Below are 15,334 nucleotides of genomic sequence, written 5' to 3' on the forward strand. Positions count from 1 at the left end.
GACGGGGCCCTTCGCCGTGCCCGCGGCTGGATAGGGTGGAGCCGTCGATACGCGCGTCCCGGGGAGCGGGACCGGACTGACCCAGGAGCGGCATATGAGCGCTGTGACCCCCGCTGGAGGCGACACCGCGGCGGGCCGTTCCTGGCCCGCCCTGCTGAACGGCCTGCTGGAGGGCCGGGACCTCAGCGCGGACGACACCGCCTGGGCGATGGACCTGATCATGCGCGGCGAGGCGACCGACGCGCAGATCGCCGGGTTCGCGGTGGCGCTGCGCGCCAAGGGCGAGACGGTCGAGGAGATCACCGGCCTGGTCCGGACGATGTACGAGCACGCCAACGTGATCGAGGTGCCGGGGCGGACCGTCGACATCGTCGGCACCGGCGGCGACGGCGCGAAGACGGTGAACATCTCCACGATGTCGTCGATCGTCATCGCCGGCACGGGCGCGAAGGTCGTCAAGCACGGCAACCGGGCCGCCTCCTCCGCGTCCGGCGCCTCGGACGTCCTGGAGAAGCTGGGCGTCAACCTGGAACTGACCCCGCGGCGGGTGGCCGAGGTGGCCGAGGAGGCCGGCATCACCTTCTGCTTCGCGGTCAAGTTCCACCCGGCGCTGCGCCACGTCGCCGCCGCGCGCGGACAGCTGGGCATCCGGACCACCTTCAACGCGCTCGGTCCGCTGACCAACCCGGCGAAGGTGAAGGCGCAGGCGGTGGGGGTGGCCGATCCGCGCATGGCCCCGCTCATCGCCGGTGTCCTCGCCGAGCGCGGCAACTCCTCCCTGGTGTTCCGCGGCGACGACGGCTTCGACGAGCTGACGACCACGTCCACCTCCCGGGTGTGGATCGTGCGCGACGGCAAGGTCACCGAGGAGACCTTCGACCCGCGGGACGTCGGCATCGAGCTGGTGCCGGTGGAGGCGCTGCGGGGCGCGGACCCGTCGTACAACGCGGAGGTCGCGCGACGGCTGCTGGAGGGGGAGACGGGCCCGGTGCGCGACGCCGTCCTGCTGAACGCGGCGGCGGCCCTGGTGGCGCTGGACCCGACGGACGCGCCGCTGGCCGAGCAGATCCGCGCCGGCATGGAGAAGGCGGCGCAGTCCATCGACTCCGGGGCGGCCGAGCGGGCGCTGGAGCGCTGGGTGGCGGCCAGCAACGCGTAGCGGACACCGGGTGCGGTCCCGCGATCCGGACACGGGTTGCGGGACCGCGATCACTTAGCGTACGTTCTCCCCCAGGTCATGAGTGACAGTCATGAGGCCCCGGCCGACTGTCCGGCAACCCTCCGTCCGTGGCGGGGTGCCCCGGGTGAAGACCAGGTCGTGGGCAGCGAGGTCCACGGCAAGCGCGGACCCCTCGAGCAACCAGGGGTCCTGGTCGTCGAGGAGCCTTCCGTGAGCAAGCGAATGCGATAGGGCCGCAGAGCCCCGCCTCCGCATCCCTTTCACCTCTTCCACCGCGTCCGTGCCGTCGACGCGCCGTCCGGCACGGTGCGGTGTCCTCCTCGAGGGTTCCCACCGAGCGCCCTCGCCTGCCTTCACGGGAGTTCCGCCATGTCCGTCTCCACCGCTGCCGCCGCCCAGTCCGTCTGTGCCCCGCTGCCCGTTCTGGGCGCGGATGTCACCGTCCCGCTCGTCACGGGCGGCGAGGTCGCCTACGCGGCGCTCGACTACGCGGCCAGCGCCCCCGCCCTCCAGCGCGTCTGGGACGACGTGGCGGCCTACGCCCCGTACTACGGCAGCGTCCACCGCGGCGCCGGATACCTCTCCCAGCTCTCCACCGACCTCTTCGAGAACGCCCGCAGGACGGTCGCGGAGTTCCTCGACTGCCGCGCCGACGACCAGCTGGTGTTCACCCGCTCCACCACGGACTCCCTGAACCTCCTGGCCGCGGCCCTCCCCGCCGGCTGCCAGGTCTTCGTCTTCGAGACCGAGCACCACGCCTCGCTGCTGCCCTGGAAGGACGCCCGGGTCACCTGCCTCGACGCCCCGCGCACCCCGGGCCGGGCCGTCGAGACCCTGGAGCGCGCCCTCGCCGGCCGCGACCCTCACGGCCCGGCCCTGGTCTGCGTGACCGGCGCCTCGAACGTCACCGGCGAGCTGTGGCCGGTCCGCGAGCTGGCCGCCGCCGCCCACGCCCACGGCGCCCGGATCGTCCTGGACGCGGCCCAGCTGGCCCCGCACCACCCGGTGTCCGTCCAGGACCTCGACGTCGACTGGGTCGCCTTCTCCGGGCACAAGCTGTACGCCCCCTTCGGTGCCGGCGTCCTGGCCGGGCGGGCCGACTGGCTGCGGGAGGCCGACCCCTACCTCGCCGGCGGCGGCGCCAGCCGCAGGGTCACCCGGCGCGAGGACGGGGGAGTGGACGTGGAGTGGCACGAGAGCGCCGCCCGGCACGAGGCCGGCTCCCCGAACGTGATCGGCGCCTACGCCGTCGCCTCCGCCTGCCGGGCCCTGACCGAGGCGGGCTTCGACACGCTGGTAGCCCGCGAGCGGTACCTGATCGACAAGGTGCGCACCGGCCTGGCCGAGGTCCCCGAGGTGCGCGTGCTGTCCCTGTTCGGTGACGACGCCCCGCGCGTGGGCGTGATCTCCTTCGTCGTCGAGGGCTGGAACAGCTCCCACTTCGCCGCCGCCCTCTCCGCCGAGTACGGCATCGGCGTCCGCGACGGCCTCTTCTGCGCCCACCCGCTGGTCCGCACCCTGCTGGGCGGCGAACCCCGGAGCCAGGGCGAGTGCGGTTCCCCCGAGGCCGCCCCCGGCGAGAAGTCCCTCAACGCCGTCCGGGTGAGCTTCGGCGCGGGCACCCCGGACGAGCACGTGGAGCGTTTCGTGAACGCGGTGAAGGAGCTGGTGAGCGACGGCGCGAAGTGGCGGTACCGGACGGAGGACGGCCGCTGCGTCCCGGCGGTGTGAGGGGGGCCTCGCGCGCGGGAGCCGTGTCAGGGGGTCAGGAGTCCAGCCCGATCGCGAACGCCGCCTCCAGGTCGTGCTGCGAGTAGGTGCGGAAGGCGACGTGCGTGTCCGTCGCCTCCACGCCGGGGATCTTGCTGATCCGCCCCGGGATGACCTCCGCCAGGTCCTCGTGCTGCCGCACCCGCACCATGGCGATCAGGTCGTACGTGCCGGTGACGGAGAAGACCTCGCTCACGGAGTCCAGCGAAGCGATCCGCTCGGCGATCTCGGGGATCCGGTCCACGCTGGTCTTGATGAGGACGATCGCGGTGATCACGGCTGGTTCTCTCCCTCGGGGGCCGGAGCTGGGGCGGCCTTCACTCTAGTCGTCCCCTGGAACCGGGCCCACGCGAAGACCAGGCCCAGGCCGAAGCCCAGCAGATGGGCCAGGTACGCCACGCCCGGCCCCCGGGCGGCCTGCCCCGCGGCCACCCACTGCAGGGCCGCCCAGAAGGGCAGCACGACCCACGCCGGGAAGCGCAGCGGCAGGAAGAACAGGAACGGCAGGAGACTGGTCACCCGCGCCCGGGGGAACAGGTACAGGCACGCGCCGAGGACCGCCGAGATCGCCCCCGAGGCACCGACCAGGGACTGTCCGGAGTCGGCGTGCGCGGCGGCGTACCCCACCAGGGCCAGGTAGCCGCAGCCGAGGTAGAAGAGCGTGAACTGGACGTGGCCCATGCGGCGCTCGGTCATGGCGCCGAAGACGTAGAGGAAGAGCATGTTGCCCAGCAGGTGCACCCAGCCGCCGTGGACGAACAGGGCCGTCGCGGGGGTGAGCGCGGAGGGCGCCGCGCCCTCGAACAGCTCGGCCGGGACCACTCCCCACCGGTGGAAGTAGGCGCGCCGGGCGGCCGGCAGGGCCTCGCCGGTGCCGTACGCCGTGCCGATGCCCGAGGCGGGGCCGGTCACGAAGATCACACAGCACAGGGTGATCAGCGCGTACGTCACCGGCGCGCGGGGCCGCCGGATCGCTCTGCCCACGGTCCTGCGCACGGTGCCGATCCAGTCGCCGGTCATGAACACAGAGCATGACGTAACGGGACGCAATGCCCCGGACCGCCTCGCCGCCGTGGACAGGGGGGCGACGGGTACCCGCCAGGCCGTAGGGTTACGAGCCACATGGACCGGGGAGCCCTTGGGCGCGCCCCGGCGTCCGAAGACCGACACTAGAAGGAAGCGGACGGTCACGATGACGGTTCCCCTGCCGACCGCCACCACGCGGTGGCGCTGCACGCTCTGCGGCAACCTCACCCGGTTCGACGTGACGCGCTCGTCGAAGGTCGTCGAGTACGTGCACCTCGATCTCGCCGGTGAGCCCAAGGTCGAGGAGCGCGAGGTGGTCAGTGAGACCATCGAGTCGGTGCGGTGTCGTTGGTGCAACGCCGTGGACCAGGTGGAACTCGTGGACAGGCCGGGCGCCGGTTCCTGACGACGGGGATCCCCGCCCGCTCGAGCGAAGCCGAGAACGGGGGAGGGTCCCGCACAGCTAGCTAGTGGGGTGTGACGGATGGTGGAGAGCGCAGGCGGGGGGCCGGGCGACGGCGCCGCTGAGGTGCTCGACCGTCCGCTGCCCGACGGTGTGCGCCGCCGGGTCGTCCAGATCGTCTCGGACGGCTTCGGCGGGCTGACCGTCGGCGAACTGCCCGCCCAGTTGCGGCAGTACGCCCGGTTCGCCCCGAACCGGCGGGCCAAGTTCGCGGGCAACGCGATGGCGGCCGCGCTGGAGACGGATCCGCTCTTCCGGCAGCGCATCGCCGAGAAGTTCAGAGAGGCCCAGCCGGAACTGGCCGGCGCCCTCGACTCCGGCTCGCCGCCCCCGGCCGCGGATCCGCTCGACGTGGCGGCCGCGGCCTATGTGCTGCGGCCCACCGACTGGGTCAAGCTGGTGACGGCGGCCGGCGAGGAGGCGCAGCGGGCGGACGCCGAACGGGTCGGCGAGGAGAGCCGCGCGGAGCTGGAGCGGCTGCGCGAGCAGCTCGACCGGGCCCGGGAGCACACCCGTGCCGAGACCGAACGGCTGCGGGCGGAGCTGGAGTCCGCGAAGAAGGAAGCGGAATCGCTTCACCGCAAGCTGCGTTCGGCCCTCAGCGACGTCAAGCGCGGTGAGGCCGCGCTGCGCAAGGTGCAGGGCGAGATGGAGGCCGTGCGCGCCGAGGGGCAGGCGCAGGTGTCCGCCGCCGAGAGCGAGACGCGGCGGCTGAGGGCGCGGCTCGGGGAGGCGGAGGCCGCTCTGGAGGCCGCCCGGCGTGCGGCGCGCGAGGGGCGCAGCGTCGAGGACATGCGGGTGCGGCTGCTGCTGGACACCGTGCTGGACGCGGCCCAAGGGCTGCGCCGGGAGCTGGCGTTGCCGCCGGTGTCGGTCCGGCCGGCGGAGACCGTGGACGCGGTCGAACCGGGACGGATGACCCCGAAGGACATCGCCGCCCGCGCGCTGTCCGAGAACGACCCGGCGATCCTGGACCAGTTGCTCGCCCTGCCGCAGGCGCACCTCGTCGTCGACGGCTACAACGTCACCAAGACCGGCTATCCGCAGATGCCGCTCGAGAAGCAGCGGCTGCGGCTGCTCGGGCAGCTCTCGCAGCTCGCCGCGCAGACCGGCGCCGAGGTGACCTGTGTCTTCGACGGGGCCGAACTGGTCGCGCCGGTGCTGCTCGCGCCGCCGCGCGGGGTGCGGGTGCTGTTCTCCAAGCCGGGTGTCACCGCGGACGAGCTGATCCGGCAGCTGGTGCGGGCCGAGCCGCCCGGCCGGCCGGTGATCGTCGCCTCGACCGACCGCGAGGTGGCCGACGGGGTCGCGCGGGCGGGGGCGCGTCCGGTGGCTTCTGCGGTACTTCTCAAGCGGTTGTCCTGAAGGCCAAGGTCCATGGTTAATGCCCGAATTGACGCAAGTGTCACGCAACGTAGCGTCAACCCGGCATCACTGCACGTGGATTGGGCGTAAAGAATGCATTGCGTCACCGACTTTTTTGGTGCGAGGATTTGAACTGATCACGGAGAGGTCACTAGGGTCTGGCCTCGAACCTCCGCTCGGGTGATCACTCACAAGGGTGAGTGACGGCGGAGGGGCACCGCCCACCGGCGTGTCGGTAGGCGGCTGGAGGAAGAAGGAGCTCGCCTTCGTGGCGTCCCACCGTCGACCCAAGCAGCCGAGCCGCGCACGTGTCACCGTGCTCACCACCGCGGCCGCCGCCGCTGTCGCCCTGAGCGCGCAGGCCGCCAACGCCGCGCCGAGCGAGAAGCCCAGCAAGGACGAGGTCAAGTCCAAGGTCGACAAGCTCTACGAAGAGGCGGAGCAGGCCACCGAGAAGTACAACGGGGCCAAGGAGAAGCAGGAGAAGCTCCAGAAGGAGATCTCCACCATCCAGGACGACGTCGCCCGCGGCCAGGAAGAGCTCAACGAGCTGCGCGAGAGCATCGGCCTCGCGGCCGCCGCCCAGTACCGCACGGGCACCATCGACTCCTCCCTCCAGCTCTTCCTGTCGTCGAACCCCGACGACTACCTGGACAAGGCGTCCACCGCCGACCAGCTCAGCGCCCAGCAGGTCGAGTCGCTGAAGAAGATCCAGGAGAAGCAGCGCGAGCTGGCCCAGGACCGCGCCGAGGCGTCCGACAAGCTCAAGGACCTCGCCTCCACCCGGACCGAGCTGGGCAAGAAGAAGAAGGAAGTCCAGGCCAAGCTCGCCGAGGCGCAGAAGCTCCTCAACACGCTGACGGCCGCGGAGAAGGCCGAGCTGGCCGCCGCCGACGCCCGCGCCAGCCGCGACGCCGGCGAGCGCGTCGACCTCGGCAACACCGCCCCCGCGTCCGGCCGCGCCCTCGCCGCCTTCCAGGCCGCCCAGAGCAAGATCGGCTCGCCCTACGTCTACGGCGCCACCGGCCCGTCCTCCTTCGACTGCTCGGGCCTGACCTCCTGGGCGTTCGCCCAGGCCGGCGTGCAGATCCCGCGCATCTCCCAGGACCAGGCCAACGCCGGGACGCGCATCTACTCCCAGTCCGCCCTCAAGGTCGGCGACCTCGTCATCTTCTACGGCGACCTGCACCACGTCGGCTTCTACGCGGGCAACGGCCAGGTGCTGCACGCCCCGCGCACCGGCACCGTCGTGCGCTACGAGTCGATCAACAACATGCCGTTCCAGTTCGGCGTCCGGATCTGAGCCCCCGCAGGACCACGGCTCCGTACCGCCCGAACGGGCGAATCGCCTCGACGTGAACTGACCCCGCGCCCCGCCCATGACCTGCGTCTGAGGCGGGGCGTTCACGTCGTGCGGCCACGAAGGCTCTTTGGTGGGCCCCGCGCGGCGCGGCTACTGTCTGCCGCGTTTCCCCCGGCGTCACGCCGGGGGAGCTCCCTGTCCGCCAGTGGAAGGAGCGCGGCTCTCCGTGGGGTCCCATCGCCGTCTTGCACCGTCCGGGTTCGACCGTGGCGCCCTGGGCGTCCTGTCCGTCGCGGCCGCCGCCCTCGGCGCCGTGTCCGCCGCCGTACCGGCCCAGGCCGCGCCGCACGACGACACCCGCGCCGAGGTGGACCGTCTCCACCGGGAGGCCGAGAAGGCCACCGAGGCCTTCAACGAGGCCGGCGAGAAGGTCCGCGCGCTGCGCCGGCAGGTCGGCGACGCCCAGGACCGGATCGCCCGCCGCCAGAGCCGCGTCAACGACCTGCGCGAGCAGCTCGGCGCGCTGGCCGGCGCGCAGTACCGCTCCGGCGGCCTCGACCCGTCCCTGGCGCTGCTGTTCTCCGACGACCCGGACGACTACCTCGACAAGGCCTCCGTCCTCGACCGCATCACCACCCACCAGGCCGGGGAGCTGAAGGACCTCCGGGACGCCGTGCGGGAACTCGCCCAGGACCGCGCCGAGGCCACCCGCGAGCTCGGTGAGCTGGAGAAGAGCCGCGAGGCCGTCGCACGGCACAAGCGGACCGTCGAGCGGAAGCTGGCCAGGGCCCGGCGGCTGCTCGGCTCCCTGCCGTCGGCGGAGCGCGCCGCCTACGACCGGGCCTCCCGCTCCGGCCGGACCGGCGCGCCGGGCCCCTGGGACGACGCCCCGGTCTCGGGCCGGGCGGCCGCCGCCGTGGCCGCGGCCCGCTCCGCCCTGGGCAGGCCGTACGTCTGGGGCGCCAACGGCCCCACGGGCTTCGACTGCTCGGGTCTGATGCAGTGGTCGTACGCCCGGGCCGGCGTCTTTCTCCCCCGCACCTCCCAGGCCCAGGCGCACGCCGGCCGCCGGGTCCCCCTCTCCCAGGCCCGCCCCGGGGACCTGGTCACCTACCGCTCCGACGCCAGCCACGTCGGCATGTACGTCGGCGACGGCCAGGTCATCCACGCCCCCTACCCGGGCGCGCCGGTGCGCTACGACCCGGTGGGGATGATGCCGGTGTCGGCGGTGACCCGGCCCTGAGGGCGCCTGCGGCAGAGGGGGCGCCCGCCCGGTGAACCGGTGAGCCGCCGGACGCGGTGGTGCGGCGCCGGGGGCCCGCGGGGGCACCGGCGGGGACCCGGCGCGAGGGCGTCGCCGTACGATCGGGTGGATGGCTGGGCGAAGGCGGGCGTGCGGATGCCGGGGCACGGGGCTGTGGCGGCTGCTCGTCGCCCCGGTGCTGCTGCTCCTGCTGCTGGTGGGGTGCGGCGGGCGGGCCACGACGGACGGCGCGCGGGCCGAGGTGCAGCGGCTGCTCGACCGGCGGGCCGCCGCGGTGCTGGCGCACGACGAGGCCGGCTACGCCGCCACCGGCGACCGCGCCGGGTACACCCGCCTGCGGGCCGTGCCGCTGGCCGCCTGGTCCTACCGCGTGACCGCCCTCCACCGCAGCGGCGACACGGCCACCGCCGACGCCGAGCTGAGCTACCGGATCGAGGGCTACGACCGGGCCCCGGTGACCACGGCCCGCACGGTGCGCCTGACCCGTGACCCGGACGGGCGGTGGAGCGTGGCCTCCGAGCGGCCCGGGGAGAAGACCGGCGAGCAGGCGTGGGACCAGGGAGCGGTGACCGCCGTCCGGGGCGCGCACAGCCTCGTCCTGGGCGTCGGGCAGACCGACGCACGGCTGCGGGACTTCGCGGACCTGGCCGACCGCGCCGTCCCGGCGGTCTCCCGGGCGTGGGGCACGGACTGGGCCGGGCGCGTCGTGCTGCTCGTGCCGCAGTCGCTGGACGGCATGGCGGCGCTCCTCGGCTCGCCCGCCTCGTCCTACCGCGGGATCGCCGCCGTCACCACCGGCGAGACGGGCGGCGCGGCCAGGACGCCCGCGGACCGGATCATCGTCAACCCGGACGCGTACGGCCTGCTCGGCCCGCTCGGGCAGCAGGTCGTGCTCACCCACGAGACCACCCACGTCGCCACCCGCGCCCACACCAACGCCGCCACCCCGCTGTGGCTGTCCGAGGGCTACGCCGACTGGGTCGGCTACCGCGGCACGGGGCGCACCGCGCGGCAGGCCGCCCCCGAGCTCGGGAACGCACTCGCCCGGGGGCAGGCTCCCCAGGCCCTGCCCACCGACGACGACTTCGGCTTCTCCGGCGACGCCACCCGGCTGGCGCGGGCCTACGAGGGCGGCTGGCTGGCCTGCCGGATGATCGCCGAGCGCTGGGGCGAGGAGCGGCTCGAGGCGTTCTACCGGGCCGTCGGCGAGCACGGGGAACGCGACGGGGCGGTCGAGGGCGCGATGGGGAGCGTGCTCGGGACGACGCCGGCGGACTTCACCGCCGAGTGGCGGCGGTACCTGCGCGACCAGCTGGGCTGATCAGCCGGTCCCCTCCAGCCGCGCGATCGCCTCGCGCAGCCATCCCCGCTCCGCCTCGCCCGTCGCCCGCGCCACCCGCAGCATGCCCTGCCGGAACAGGTCCTCGGCCTCCTCCGCCCGTACCGGCTCGCCCTCCCGGTAGAAGAAGCTCGACGGGGCCTCGAGGAAGTCCAGGCGGCGGCGCAGCACCGCCGCCTGCTCGCGCCGGTCGGGCAGGTGGCGCAGGAAGGCGAGGACGGTGTTGAAGCGGACCTGGTCGGTGATCTCGGTCTGCTTCGGCCGGCGCAGCCGTTCGAGCAGGTCCGCGCGGCCGGCGCCGGTCAGGGACAGCACCCGGCGCGGGGCCGCGCCCGCGCCCTCCTCGGTGCGCTGGTCGAGCTTGCCGGCCGTCACCAGCCGGGTGATCGCCGGATAGAGCGCGCCGTCGCTCACCGGGCGGACGTGACCGCTGAGGGCCTTGATGCGCTCCTTCAGCTCGTAGCCGTGCAGGGGCTGCTCGGCGAGGAAGCCGAGGATCGACAGTTCCAGCATCGGGCGGTTCCTCCTTGCGGTCGCCGTGCCCCCATGCTACCTCTTTTCGAGCTACCTCGGTTAGAGGTATGCAGTCCATGTCTCCGGCCGGCGTCCCCGGCCGGCCCCGGGGGGCCTCACCGTGAACAGTCACCGCGAGCAGCTCGTCGCGCTCGCCCGTCCCGTCTACTTCTCGCTCCTCGCCTCCGTCGCCGCCGGGCTGATCAACACGGTCTGGGTCTCCCGGCTCGGCGGCCCCGCGGTCGCCGCCGTCGCGGTGGCCACCAACACCGAGAACGTGCTGCTGGGCGTCGCCCTGGTCTTCGCCTCCGGGACGACCGTGCTGGTCGCGCACGCACGCGGCGCCCGCGACCCGGCGGCCGTGCGCGCGGCCGTGCGCGGCGGCTGGGCGCTGTGCGCGGTGGTGACGCCGGTGGTCGTCGTCGGCGGCTTCCTGCTGCGCGAGCCGCTGGCCCGGCTGGTGCTCGGCGGCGGCGACGGCCCCGCCCTGTCCCTCGCCGTCGCCTACTTCGCGATCTCCCTGCCCGGCACGGCCGTCTTCTTCGCCCAGAACCTCGTCGACGGCATCCTCAAGGGCGCCGGCGACACCCGGACCCCGCTGCGGCTCGCCCTGCTGGCCAACGGCCTGATCCTGGTCCTGGACCCGTTCCTCATCCACCTGTACGGCGTCCGGGGCGCCGCCGCCTCCACGGTGCTGTGCCGGAGCGCGGCCCTCGGCGCGGGCCTGCTCGCGCTGCGCCGCGACGCCCTGCTGCGGTCGGCCGCCCGCGCCCCGCGCACCGGGTCCGCGCTGCGCCGGACGCTGACCACCGGGCTGCCGATGTCCCTCGACTTCACCGTGCGGCAGGCCGGCGCGCTCGGACTGGTCGCCGTCGTGGCACGGCTCGGGGTGACGGCCGTGGCCGCGTACGCCCTCGCCTACAAGGTCCTGTACGTCGCGACGATGGCCTTCTACGCGGTGCGCCAGGCCGCCGCCATCCACACCGCCCACACCCGGGGCACGGGGCGGGACCGGCGGCGGGCCATCGGGCGGCAGGCGCTGCTCGTCTCCGGGACGGCCGGGCTGGCGGCGGCCCTGCTGCTGGCCGCGGCGGCACCCTGGATCATGGCCGTCTTCGGCGCCGGACCGGCCGTGGCCCACGAGGGCGTGCTGTTCCTGCGCTGCGTCGGACCGTACCTGCTGCTGATGGCCGGGTTCATCGCGCTCGGCGGGGTCTTCGAGGGCAGCGGGGGAGCGCCGGCGCTGCTGCGGGTGACCGTGCTCGGCACGGCCGTCCAACTGCCGCTCGCCCACGCCCTGTCGGGGCTCGGGCTGCCCGGGGTGTGCCTGGCGCTGGCGCTCGCGATGGCGGTGCAGTGCGCCGCGGTGGCCGTGCTGCTGCGACGGGCGGGCCGGCAGGAGGAGACGGAGGCGCCGAGGGTGCGGGCGGCCTGACCGGGGCGCGTCGGGCCTGGCGGCCGGCCCGGACGCGGGGGCGGCCGGCGGCGCACCCGCCGCCGACCGGGCGGACCGCGGGGCTCGGGCGGCCGGGCCCGCGCCGCCGCCGGTGGCGGTGGTGTGCGCCGGGTCGGGGGGGGCACCGGGGCCTCCACGGCGGGGTCGGGTCCGCCGGGGCGCGGGGCGCGGGGCGCGGGGCGCGGGGCGCGGAACCGGACCGCCGGGCCGGGGCGCGGCCGCGCGAGGTGAAGGAGGCGCCCGCGGGCGTGCGCGGCGCGGACCCCTCGCCGCCGGCCGTCACGGCGGCCGGCGGCGAGCACGCCCCCGGCCGGGCGAGGGCGCCCGGCGGCTCCGCCTGCGTGCCCCGGTCACGCGGGGAGGCGCGGGAGGCGAGACCGCCGGGCGCGGCCGTGCGCACGGGTTGGGTAGGGTCGGCGGCGATGCACAAGACCCTGATCGTGACGAACGACTTCCCGCCCCGCCCCGGCGGTATCCAGGCGTTCCTGCACAACATGGCGCTCCGGCTCGACCCCGATCGGCTCGTCGTCTACGCGTCCACCTGGAAGCGGTCGCGCGAGGGCGTCGAGGCCACGGCCGCCTTCGACGCCGAACAGCCCTTCACCGTCGTGCGCGACCGGACGACGATGCTGCTGCCCACGCCGGGGGCCACCCGGCGGGCCGTCGGGCTGCTGCGGGAGCACGGGTGCACGTCGGTGTGGTTCGGGGCGGCCGCGCCGCTCGGGCTGATGGCGCCCGCGCTGCGCAGGGCCGGCGCGCGGCGGCTGGTGGCCACCACGCACGGACACGAGGCCGGCTGGGCGCAGCTGCCCGCCTCCCGGCAACTGCTGGGACGCATCGGCGAGACGACCGACACGATCACCTACCTCGGGGAGTACACGCGCTCGCGGATCGCGACCGCGCTGAGCGCCGAGGCGGCCGGGCGGATGGTGCAACTGCCGCCGGGCGTCGACGAGAAGACCTTCCACCCCGGTTCCGGCGGGGACGAGGTGCGGGCGCGCCTCGGGCTGACCGACCGGCCGGTGGTGGTGTGCGTCTCGCGGCTCGTGCCGCGCAAGGGGCAGGACACCCTGATCCTGGCCATGCCCCGGATCCTGGCCGCCGAGCCGGAGGCCGTGCTGCTGATCGTCGGCGGCGGCCCGTACGAGAAGGACCTGCGCCGGCTGGCGCACGAGACCGGGGTCGCCGCCTCCGTGCGCTTCACCGGCCCGGTGCCCTGGTCGGACCTGCCCGCCCACTACGGCGCCGGTGACGTCTTCGCGATGCCCTGCCGCACCCGCCGGGGCGGGCTCGACGTGGAGGGGCTCGGGATCGTCTACCTGGAGGCCTCCGCGACCGGGCTGCCCGTGGTCGCCGGCGACTCCGGCGGCGCCCCCGACGCCGTGCTCGACGGCGAGACCGGCTGGGTCGTCCGGGGCGGCTGCCCCGACCAGGTCGCCGACCGCGTCGTCCCCCTCCTCGCCGACCCCGAACTCCGCCGCCGGATGGGGGAGCGGGGCCGGCGGTGGGTGGAGGAGCGGTGGCGCTGGGACCTCCTGGCGGAGCGCTTGAAGACCCTGCTGTAGCGCGGTCCGCCCCAGGGCGCGGGACAGCGGACCTGACGCGACGTCAGTCGATTGCCCGTCGGCCGACAGGGCGTCGACTCCCGGGCGGAGTGGTCCCGGACGGCGCCGGCGCCGCGCCCGCCGGACGCGCGACGGCGCGGTGTCCTCGCCGAGGACACCGCGCCGCAGGACGACCCGGGTGCTACTTCGCGTAGATCGCCTCGATCTCCGCCGCGTAGTCCTTCGCCACGACGTTGCGCTTGAGCTTCAGCGACGGGGTGAGGTGACCCGAGTCCTCCGTGAACTGGGAGGACAGGATGCGGAACTTGCGCACCGACTCCGCCTTCGACACCGCGGCGTTGCCGTCGTCGATCGCCGACTGGACCGCGGCCAGCAGGTCCGGGTCCTCACGCAGCGACGCCGCGGTGGAATGCGCCGGCTTGCCGTGCTCGGCGGCCCAACGGCCCAGGAACTCCTCGTCGATGGTGACCAGCGCGCCCACGAACGGCCGCCCGTCGCCCACCACCATGCACTCCGCGACCAGGGCGTGCGCCCGGATGCGGTCCTCGATCACGGCCGGGGCGACGTTCTTGCCGCCCGCGGTGACGATGATCTCCTTCTTGCGGCCGGTGATCCTGAGGTAGCCGTCCTCGTCGAGGGTGCCGACGTCACCGGTGTGGAACCAGCCGTCGGCCAGCGCCTCCGCGGTCGCGCCGGGGTTGTTCCAGTACTCCTTGAACAGGTGCTCGCCGTGCAGCAGCACCTCGCCGTCGTCCGCGATGCGCACGACCGAACCGGGCAGCGGCTGGCCGACCGTGCCGATCTTCTGCCGGTCCCAGGGGTTGAACGCGGTCGCCGCACAGGACTCCGTCAGGCCGTAGCCCTCCAGGACGGTGAAGCCGATGCCGCGGAAGAAGTGGCCGAGGCGCTCGCCCAGCGGGGCGCCGCCGGAGATCGCGTACTCGCCGCGGCCGCCCAGCACCGCGCGCAGCTTGCCGAAGACCAGTCTGTCGAAGACCTTGTGCTTGATCTTCAGGCCGATCGACGGGCCCGACGGGGTGTCCAGCGCCCTGCTGTACGCGATCGCGGTGTCCGCCGCCTTGTCGAAGACCGCGCCCTTGCCGTCCGCCTGCGCCTTGGCGCGCGCCGAGTTGTAGACCTTCTCGAAGACGCGCGGCACGCCCAGCACCAGCGTCGGCCGGAAGGAGGCCAGTTCGTCGGTGAGGTTCTTGATGTCCGGGACCGTGCCCAGCTTGATCGGCGCCATCATCGGGGCGATCTGGACCAGCCGGCCGAAGACGTGCGCGAGCGGGAGGAAGAGCAGGACGCTGCACTCGCCGGTGCGGAAGAGGGGCCGCAGGCGCTCCACGATGTTCCCGCACTCGGCGAAGAAGCTGCGGTGGGTGAGGACGCAGCCCTTGGGCCGGCCGGTCGTCCCGGAGGTGTAGACGATGGTCGCCGGGTCGTCGGCCTTGGCCAGCGAGCTGCGCTCCTCGACGGCCTCGTCGGAGACGTCCCTGCCGAGCCGCCCGAGCTCCTCGACGCCGCCGTCCTCGATCTGCCAGACGTGCTTGAGGGCGGGCAGGTCCTCGCGCACCGACTCGACGGCGGCGGCGTGGCCGTCCAGTTCGACGACGCAGGCGGTGGCGCCCGAGTCGGACAGGATCCACCGCACCTGCTCCGGCGAGCTGGTCTCGTACACCGGCACGGTGACCGCGCCCGCGCTCCAGATCGCGAAGTCGAGCAGCGTCCACTCGTAACGGGTGCGCGACATCAGGCCGACGCGGTCGCCCGGCTGGACGCCGGAGGCGATGAGGCCCTTGGCGGCGGCGCGCACCTCGGCCAGGAAGACCGTGGCGGACACGTCCTGCCACGCGCCCCCCACCTTGCGGGCCATGACGGCGACGTCAGGGTGCTGCGCGGCGTTTCTGCGGACGATGTCGGTCAGATTGCCGTCCGCAGGGACCTCGTACAAAGCCGGAAGGCTGAACTCGCGCAAGACTGCTGCTCCTCATAGGGCGCCGGCGCCACGACGTTGTGTGATGCGACGGTGCGGTCCAAGGCTCGGGAGGGCACTCAGGTATTCGGTGGTTGAAATCCTGAGCACGACT

At 74.2% G+C, this 15,334-nt stretch carries 13 protein-coding genes and 1 riboswitch; of the genes, 9 read left to right on the top strand and 4 right to left on the bottom strand.

Annotation, left to right across the window (positions count from 1 at the left end):
- Window positions 1-94: 94 nt before the first annotated feature.
- Both trpD and ACH4F6_RS29040 read left to right on the top strand, forming a co-directional pair.
- Window positions 95-1,159, top strand: a complete 1,065-nt coding sequence (trpD, locus tag ACH4F6_RS29035; RefSeq protein ID WP_397963330.1) for an anthranilate phosphoribosyltransferase — start codon at window positions 95-97, stop codon at window positions 1,157-1,159.
- A 74-nt stretch (window positions 1,160-1,233) separates the two neighbouring features.
- A riboswitch (SAM riboswitch) is annotated at window positions 1,234-1,350 on the top strand.
- A 199-nt stretch (window positions 1,351-1,549) separates the two neighbouring features.
- A complete protein-coding gene (locus ACH4F6_RS29040; RefSeq protein ID WP_397963331.1) occupies window positions 1,550-2,911 on the top strand; it encodes an aminotransferase class V-fold PLP-dependent enzyme in 1,362 nt (453 codons plus the stop codon).
- A 34-nt stretch (window positions 2,912-2,945) separates the two neighbouring features.
- Here ACH4F6_RS29040 and ACH4F6_RS29045 read toward each other — a convergent pair whose 3' ends face one another.
- Together ACH4F6_RS29045 and ACH4F6_RS29050 are read right to left on the bottom strand one after the other, a co-directional pair.
- The gene (locus ACH4F6_RS29045) at window positions 2,946-3,227 is read right to left on the bottom strand and encodes an Lrp/AsnC family transcriptional regulator (RefSeq protein WP_073952588.1); all 282 of its coding nucleotides are present in this window, start codon (window positions 3,225-3,227) and stop codon (window positions 2,946-2,948) included.
- Window positions 3,224-3,970, bottom strand: coding sequence for a rhomboid family intramembrane serine protease (locus ACH4F6_RS29050; protein WP_397963332.1), 747 nt, complete (start codon window positions 3,968-3,970; stop codon window positions 3,224-3,226). Before ACH4F6_RS29050 ends, ACH4F6_RS29045 begins: the two co-directional genes overlap by 4 nt.
- 172 nt (window positions 3,971-4,142) lie before the next feature.
- Here ACH4F6_RS29050 and ACH4F6_RS29055 point away from each other — a divergent pair, with 172 nt between their 5' ends.
- The 5 genes from ACH4F6_RS29055 (at window position 4,143) to ACH4F6_RS29075 (ending at window position 9,692) form a co-directional block, all read left to right on the top strand.
- Window positions 4,143-4,382 carry a hypothetical protein gene (locus ACH4F6_RS29055; protein WP_055541554.1) on the top strand — a complete coding sequence of 80 codons (240 nt, stop codon included), beginning with the start codon at window positions 4,143-4,145 and terminating at the stop codon, window positions 4,380-4,382.
- Between the two features lie 78 nt (window positions 4,383-4,460).
- Window positions 4,461-5,804: an NYN domain-containing protein gene (locus tag ACH4F6_RS29060; RefSeq protein ID WP_397963333.1), complete on the top strand. Its 1,344-nt coding sequence runs from the start codon at window positions 4,461-4,463 to the stop codon at window positions 5,802-5,804.
- Window positions 5,805-6,072: 268 nt separating this feature from the next.
- Window positions 6,073-7,107, top strand: coding sequence for an NlpC/P60 family protein (locus tag ACH4F6_RS29065; protein WP_397963334.1), 1,035 nt, complete (start codon window positions 6,073-6,075; stop codon window positions 7,105-7,107).
- 226 nt (window positions 7,108-7,333) lie between these two features.
- The gene (locus tag ACH4F6_RS29070; RefSeq protein WP_397963335.1) at window positions 7,334-8,350 is read left to right on the top strand and encodes an NlpC/P60 family protein; all 1,017 of its coding nucleotides are present in this window, start codon (window positions 7,334-7,336) and stop codon (window positions 8,348-8,350) included.
- Window positions 8,351-8,480: 130 nt separating this feature from the next.
- Window positions 8,481-9,692, top strand: a complete 1,212-nt coding sequence (locus ACH4F6_RS29075) for a hypothetical protein (RefSeq protein ID WP_397963336.1) — start codon at window positions 8,481-8,483, stop codon at window positions 9,690-9,692.
- On the opposite strand, the gene ACH4F6_RS29080 is transcribed toward ACH4F6_RS29075, so the two are convergent.
- The gene (locus tag ACH4F6_RS29080) at window positions 9,693-10,223 is read right to left on the bottom strand and encodes a PadR family transcriptional regulator (RefSeq protein WP_397963337.1); all 531 of its coding nucleotides are present in this window, start codon (window positions 10,221-10,223) and stop codon (window positions 9,693-9,695) included.
- A gap of 121 nt (window positions 10,224-10,344) precedes the next feature.
- Between ACH4F6_RS29080 and ACH4F6_RS29085 the strand changes: the two genes are divergently transcribed.
- Both ACH4F6_RS29085 and ACH4F6_RS29090 read left to right on the top strand, forming a co-directional pair.
- Window positions 10,345-11,658, top strand: a complete 1,314-nt coding sequence (locus ACH4F6_RS29085) for an MATE family efflux transporter (RefSeq protein WP_397963338.1) — start codon at window positions 10,345-10,347, stop codon at window positions 11,656-11,658.
- A 443-nt stretch (window positions 11,659-12,101) separates the two neighbouring features.
- Window positions 12,102-13,244 (top strand): glycosyltransferase family 4 protein, encoded by a 1,143-nt coding sequence (locus ACH4F6_RS29090; RefSeq protein WP_397963339.1) that lies wholly within the window; start codon window positions 12,102-12,104, stop codon window positions 13,242-13,244.
- Between the two features lie 181 nt (window positions 13,245-13,425).
- Here the strand turns inward: ACH4F6_RS29090 and ACH4F6_RS29095 are convergent, their stop codons facing one another.
- Complete coding sequence (locus tag ACH4F6_RS29095) at window positions 13,426-15,222, bottom strand: AMP-dependent synthetase/ligase (protein ID WP_397963340.1); 1,797 nt, start codon at window positions 15,220-15,222, stop codon at window positions 13,426-13,428.
- Between the last annotated feature and the right edge of the window lie 112 nt (window positions 15,223-15,334).

The sequence above is a fragment of the Streptomyces sp. NPDC017936 genome (assembly GCF_044328485.1).
In the GTDB taxonomy this organism is placed as follows: domain Bacteria; phylum Actinomycetota; class Actinomycetes; order Streptomycetales; family Streptomycetaceae; genus Streptomyces.